The following is a 6,648-nucleotide window of genomic DNA, read 5'->3' on the forward strand; positions in this document are numbered from 1 at the left end:
TAAACCAAAATTGCAGATAAACGAAAAACTATAAGGATATAATAAAGCCTCTTTGGTAGTAATCAATTTAAAAAAGCCCAGTTACAAAAACACCCACAAAAGGGTGGGTGTTTGTTTTTAAGCTTTACTTAGTTTTCGACGGGCGATACCACAAACAGTAAGTCGCCCTGTGAAACCTGCTGGCCGTTACTGTTAAGGATACGCTCAATGCGGTATTTTTGGTCTTCAGGATACAACACACCTGTTTGACGATTAAAGCCCGCTAAAGTGACTTGCGAGAACATTTTCATGGCTTCCATCAAGGCCAATGTTTGTTCAACAGTGACGATGTCGCCTTCTTTCACAAACTCTGCTTCACCTTGAGCTGGTGTGGTATAGAAAATTCCCGCCCCTTGCGCGAGTACTTTCAATTCGTTACTTTCACCTACTCGCAATGATTCAGTGTCGACTTCCATTGCTTCTGCGGCTGCTTCCATTTCGGCTATCAAAGCAACGGGGTCTAATTCGGCCATCAACCGCGGTAAGTAGTTGGTATCATATACACCGTTTTTGAAGGTTTCATCGTTAAGGATACGCTTCAATAAAGGAATGTTGGTGGCAATGCCTTTAATTACAACACTATCAAGGTAGGCATACATTTTAGCTACAACGTCAGCCCGGTCTTTACCTCGAATGATCAACTGAGCAATTAAACTGTCGTAGTAAGGAGATATTTCTTTACCGGCCTGTGCAATGGATATTATTTCTACATCATCCCGTTGCGGCATTGTGCATTCAATGATCTTACCTGGATTAGGGATAAGTTGCAGAATGCCATGGCTATCAAGTGCGGCTTTTTCGGCAGTGACGCGCACTTCCATGGCGTAACCTTGGTCGACCGGCTCGAGTTTTTCAATGGAACGGCCTGCGGCAATGTCAAATTGCGCGCTCACGATATCGATACCTGATGTTGCTTCAGTAACCGGATGCTCAACTTGTAAACGTGTATTCATTTCCATGAAATACACTTCATTAGCATCGAGGTTGTAGATAAATTCTACGGTACCTGCACCCATGTAATCGGTAGCTTCACCTAAGGCACGGGTATACTCCATAACCCGTTGTTTAAGCTCTTCGGGCAACATGGTTGAACCTGATTCTTCAATGACCTTTTGATTGTTACGCTGCACGGAACAGTCACGAATACCCAATACTTTGGTATTACCAAACTTGTCACGTAACAATTGCACTTCAATGTGACGTAGTGAAGTGACATATTTTTCTAAGTATAAATCACCATTACCAAAAGCAGCAGCCGCTTCTTGGGCGGTTTTTTGGAATAAACCAATCATGTCTTCCGCACGTTTAACGACTTGGATGCCCTTACCACCACCGCCTTGTACTGCTTTTAGTAGTACCGGGTAACCAATCTCTATGGCCACATTCACAGCTTGTTCGGCGTTAGTTAAAATCCCATGGCTGCCTGGTACAACAGGCACATTTTGCGCCTGAGAGGTGTGGATTGCATTGGATTTATTACCCATAGTTGTCATTGAGTGAACGCTTGGACCAACAAAGTTAACCCCATTGTTGACACACAATGCCGCAAATTGAGGGCTTTCTGACAAAAATCCAATACCAGGATGCAGGGCATCGACTTTTTCGTATTCAGCTACTTTTAATACCGAATAGGCGTTTAAGTAACTTTCGTCAGAGGTATTACCACCAATACACACTAATTTATCTGTGCTTCTAAGCATCTCTGCAGGTACTGAATTCATATCAGGATCTGATGCCACTAAAACAACATTAATGTTGTTATCATGGGCTTTACGGATCAATTTCACTGCGGTACAGCCGCGAGCATGCACCAATACTTTTTCAATGGGTTTCATTAATGCTCGAGGATCGTCTTGAACAATAACCTCTTCTAATTCAACTACTTCAGGTACAAGAGTAGGTAAGGCTTTGCTGATCACATCTTCAATCTTCATGTTAGGCATAGGCATGATTGGGTCGATGTCAGACAGTTGAATATCTAGGGTGTCACTAAAGGGGTTATACACTAAGCCTGCCATGGCTCCTGGTACTTTAGACAGGTAGTTCGACAAGGTCGATGTTGAAGGTAAATAAGCGGGTACCACCATTTGGCCGGCAAAAGGCATATTGGTGCCAGACAAATAGTAAGTTTGTGCCAGTGGGTGGGTAACCAAACTCGCTTGTGCGCCGCCGGTACAGTCACCAAAACCAAACATCAGAATGGGTAGTTCGTTATCACGAATAAAACGTGTCATGCGGTCATTAACCACCGCCATGGAAAACAAGGCTGCTGCGCCTTCTTTGGTTTGCATACCACCAGAGCTAATAAAACAAATAACGGGTAGTCGGCGTTTGGCGCACTCGATTAATAGCGCACAGAATTTTTCTGCACTGGCCATATCAAACGCACCTGCTTGGAATGCAGTATTTGATACTGCTACGCCTACGCGTATCTTGCTGCCATTATTATTGAAGTCAGCTAAACCGGTAATTAAGCCACAAGGGCGGATTTTCTTTTCAATGGCATCTTCGATAGATAAACGGAAACCAGGAAAGTTAAGCAAATTAGCTGACATCTTGTCGGCACCAATTTCGCTAAACTTGGTGAAAAATTGCTTAATGACATTTTCCCAACCCATCTTGCCGTGTTTTTTCTCTTCACGCAGCACTCTCTGGATGAGTAAGTCTTGGTAACCCATGGTTAAGCGGTTCCAAAAATCCTTGCGACGACCAATACGCACGGGGTTAATGGTACCTGTGTATTTCTCGTGAGCGTCTTCACTGTCAAAATACTCTGGTAATAAGCTTTCAAAGAAATAGGTCAAAATAACAAAAAGTGAATCATTTAATTGTGGGAAGCCGACACTTTTCCATTGTTCTACGCGAGTCAGTAACTGAGCTCGGTTTGACTGAGCCATAAAGTATTTTAACCATTTATAAAACTTGGTTTTTTCGTTTATTTTGTCATTGGTTGACAGGGCATTATCTATGGATTTATGTAAGAGCTTATCAACGGATGCCCGCGACAAACTTTTTGCCATCATGGCTTCTTTGGCAATAGACGCCAAACTGCCGACTACATTGTCGTACAGAGCGTTAAAAATCAGTATGTTGTGGCATTGCCAAATAAACTCTTCTCGCAATTCGTCATTGACCACTATATCAAGCACGGTCAACTGATTCAGTTCTGGCCACGGTGCCTCGGTTACTGATTTGGGCAGTGATTCTAAATGCGTAATCAATCCGGCAAAATTGTTGGCTGCATTGCTTTTCCAGCGATGGTAAAGCGACCAACTAATGTTAAATAGTAGGGCTTTACTGGCTTTTCTGTAATTCTTCTTAGGTTCGCCCAAAATAAGACGGGTTATGACGTTACGCTCGGCAGAAATTACACTGCGTTTGGCAATAAACGTGCCCCATAACTTGTTCAACTCTTCGTCATAAACGAGTTTGTCTGGGTTAGTTAACCAGGCTTGGAAAACGCGCTCTTGTTCTTGCTTTATGCGTTTTAATAAATCGCCCTTGGGTACGCTAACTTTTGACAGTAAGCCATATTGCTCTTGTGAAATAGATTGAATACGGCTGCGCAAGGTCAAATAACGTAAGTATCGATAAGCGCTGCCAAAAATATTGTGGTGCATAGTGGGGTTATTGGCGACCGATAAGCGGGTATTGTTTTCTAAGGCCAACAAGTTTGTCGAAGGTGACAAAAACCGCTGTAAGCTTCTGTCATAATGTTCTTTTATATCAGCTGAATCACGAACAAAATTTAACGCTGCATTTTCAACGGCTTCAATTGCACTGACGATAGCGCGACGTAAATTATGCTGTCGTTCATCTTTATCTGAGGGCGTAAAATCAATAATGCCATCAATACAACCAGCGGTATAAAGCTCTTCTGGCGATACACCCACTGATTTTGCACATTCCTGCCACGACAAGTTATATTTGCGCGCAATACTTTGCAAACCTTGGGGTTGAATAGTGTTAAAAATACCATCCCTCAAAGAAAGCAGTATATTGGCAGCGGCCAAGGGAATAGCACCACCTGAGTAGCCAGCACCTATGACAATACCGACGGTCGGCATATCAACATTAGCACTTTCAGCAATGGCTTTAGAGATTGTATGGGCTTGGTTTTGGCTATTAGCTACTTCACCTGCATCAGCGCCAGGGGTGTCAATTAAGTACACGATTGGCATAGACAATTCAGCAAAATGACGGATTGCTTTACATGCCGCTAGATGATGTTCTGGCATCCAGGCACCGTTTGCGGTGGTGCGTTCTTGGGCTATAAAACCAATGCGACGGGTGCGAGCACCAAACTTCAGTTCTACTTCAGCACGATAAAAAGGTCCTATGTGTACCTCAGCAATAATTCTACCCTTTAAATCAGCAATAATACGCTTGGCTCCGGGGCGATTTTTGTCTTGGGTAGGCAGGATCACTTTATTGATATAACCATCAACATCTAAAGAGGCTAAATTTTTCAAGTTTGCTTGAATAACATCTTCGCTTAGTAGGCCTTTGACTTCTCCAGCTAGCGTTTGCTTGCTATGGGCGGGGAATAATGAAAAGTCTTTAGCTAGGTGTTCAGCTTGTAAAAAAAGTGGATCAGCTGAAAGTACTCGAGTTTTAGTAGCGGGCCGCTCTTTGGTAGCCATTGATAGTTCCTCTGCATATAAAGGCATTGAAGTTTTTAGCCGGCAAATATACCGTTGTTAATGTCTACATTACCAACTAAACTAGCTAGGACGCTTTGTTCCATATTTGAGACAGTGAGGTTTGAGTGGCAGATTTGAACGGTATGATGCTATTTGCAGCGGTAGTGAGGGCTAATGGTTTCTCTCAAGCTGCGCGAGAAATAGGCCAACCTAAATCGACCATTAGTCGTAAAATTGCCCAATTGGAAGAGCAACTTGGTGTGCGTTTATTACAACGAGATACACGTAATGTGAGCCTCACCCAAGTTGGCGCTTTATTTTTTCAGCACTGTGATTCAATCAGTCATGAAATTGACGCAGCCAAAGCAGTAATTGAAAGTACCCACAATGATATTTCGGGCTCGCTCAGGGTTGCCATACCGGTGTCATTTTCACAAGAAGTGATGGGCCACCTCTGCTCAAGCTTTATGCGCCTTTACCCCAATATAGAATTGGACATCCAGTTCACTGATAGTGAAGTGGGCTTAGTGGGTGAGGGTTATGATATTGCGATTAAGTTTGGTCCTTTGCAGTCTTCAGACTTAGTCGCGCGTTTACTATTTGAACGCCAACCAATGTTACTCGCCAGCCCAGGCTACATAAAAAAATTTAGCAGCCCAGCGACTCCCCAAGATTTAGTCAATCATAGAGGGATTTTATTAGGCACAACTTTGTCCGCTCCAATTTGGGCACTAGGCAAAGGGAATCGTAAGATTATGGCAACCTTTAAGCGTAAAGTGAGGGTAAATAGTAGCAACATGGTTAAGCGCCTTGCCTTAGATGACTATGGTATTGCCATGTTAACTAATACCAGTTGCAAACAGGAAGTGGCTGCTGGCCGTTTAGTGCCAATTTTACCCGAGTGGCCAATAGAGCCATTTAACGTTTATGGGGTGTATTCAAGTCGACGCCAGTTGGCCAGCAATATCGTGGCTTTTTTAGACTTCTTCACCAAACGCTATACCAGTCAAGAATCATTACATTCTATGATGAGTTAACCGAACAAAAGGGTGATCAGCGATACAGTTCATTTAAGCAATAATGTGGAGAGGCCTGTCACAGTGAGCTTATTTTTTTTCTTTTAACCAAGGCGGTTTACGAGCATATTAAAGTTTGAAACTCCCACATCTATGTTAAACCGGTTTTGGTCGGGTATGTGCCAAATATAGTCGTTTCGCTCTTTTGATGGTAACTTCGACTTGCGACCTTAAGCGGATATCTTGGATTATTTCAATGAACCAGACCCGCAGGTCTGCGAACCTAATTTGACGCAAATCAATACTAAGTGTAGCTAATCACCTAGAATGAGTGTTGTTTTAGTCAGTTCACATTGGAGAGACCGTATGAATAATAACAAAGAGCAACTACTTGTTTTACAAAAAGAGTTGAACAATCGTATCGTTAAAATTGATAAGGATTTGCATAGTCGCCTAACTAGCGCGAAATTCTCTGAACAGGTGGTTGAACACCAAAATGATGATGTACTTTTGAATTTAAAAAATGAAGCACAGAAAGAATTAGAACAGATAAACCATGCGTTGTTGAAAATAGAACGGGACGTCTACGGCACCTGTGAAAAATGCTATAGTGCAATCAGTACTGAACGTTTGGATGCTATCCCATTTACCGCATACTGCAAAAACTGTGCGCCTTAAGTGCTCGTCCCCAGTCAGCGCATGCTTTATTTCTTTATAAAAAAAAGAATACGCTGCGCGCCATCGTCCTGATGGTTTTGTCTCTGGCCCTGAGGGGCAGAGCTTAGTAAATATTAATCGGACCTGAAACAATCAATTAAAATTAAAATCAGAGAATGGCGTCTGATGCTCAAAACCGAATTTCGAGCATGTGCAAAAAGCGGACAGTGAAAGGATCGTCTGGGGTATTATAAACAATGTTTTGCCAATACGGTTTTTACCTACCAAACACA

3 protein-coding genes are annotated in these 6,648 nt (G+C 42.7%); 2 read left to right on the top strand and 1 reads right to left on the bottom strand.

Annotation, left to right across the window (positions count from 1 at the left end; genetic code table 11):
- Window positions 1-128: 128 nt before the first annotated feature.
- Complete coding sequence (locus tag ABKW31_RS15420; protein WP_348617449.1) at window positions 129-4,682, bottom strand: biotin carboxylase N-terminal domain-containing protein; 4,554 nt, start codon at window positions 4,680-4,682, stop codon at window positions 129-131.
- A 125-nt stretch (window positions 4,683-4,807) separates the two neighbouring features.
- On the opposite strand from ABKW31_RS15420, the gene ABKW31_RS15425 reads away from it, so the two are divergent.
- Together ABKW31_RS15425 and ABKW31_RS15430 are read left to right on the top strand one after the other, a co-directional pair.
- Window positions 4,808-5,719 (top strand): LysR family transcriptional regulator, encoded by a 912-nt coding sequence (locus tag ABKW31_RS15425; RefSeq protein ID WP_348617450.1) that lies wholly within the window; start codon window positions 4,808-4,810, stop codon window positions 5,717-5,719.
- A gap of 345 nt (window positions 5,720-6,064) precedes the next feature.
- Entirely contained in the window at window positions 6,065-6,376 is a 312-nt protein-coding gene (locus ABKW31_RS15430) for a TraR/DksA C4-type zinc finger protein (RefSeq protein WP_348617451.1), read from the top strand.
- The last annotated feature ends 272 nt before the right edge of the window (window positions 6,377-6,648 follow it).

Source organism: Paraglaciecola sp. 25GB23A (assembly GCF_040012495.1).
Lineage (GTDB): Bacteria > Pseudomonadota > Gammaproteobacteria > Enterobacterales > Alteromonadaceae > Paraglaciecola.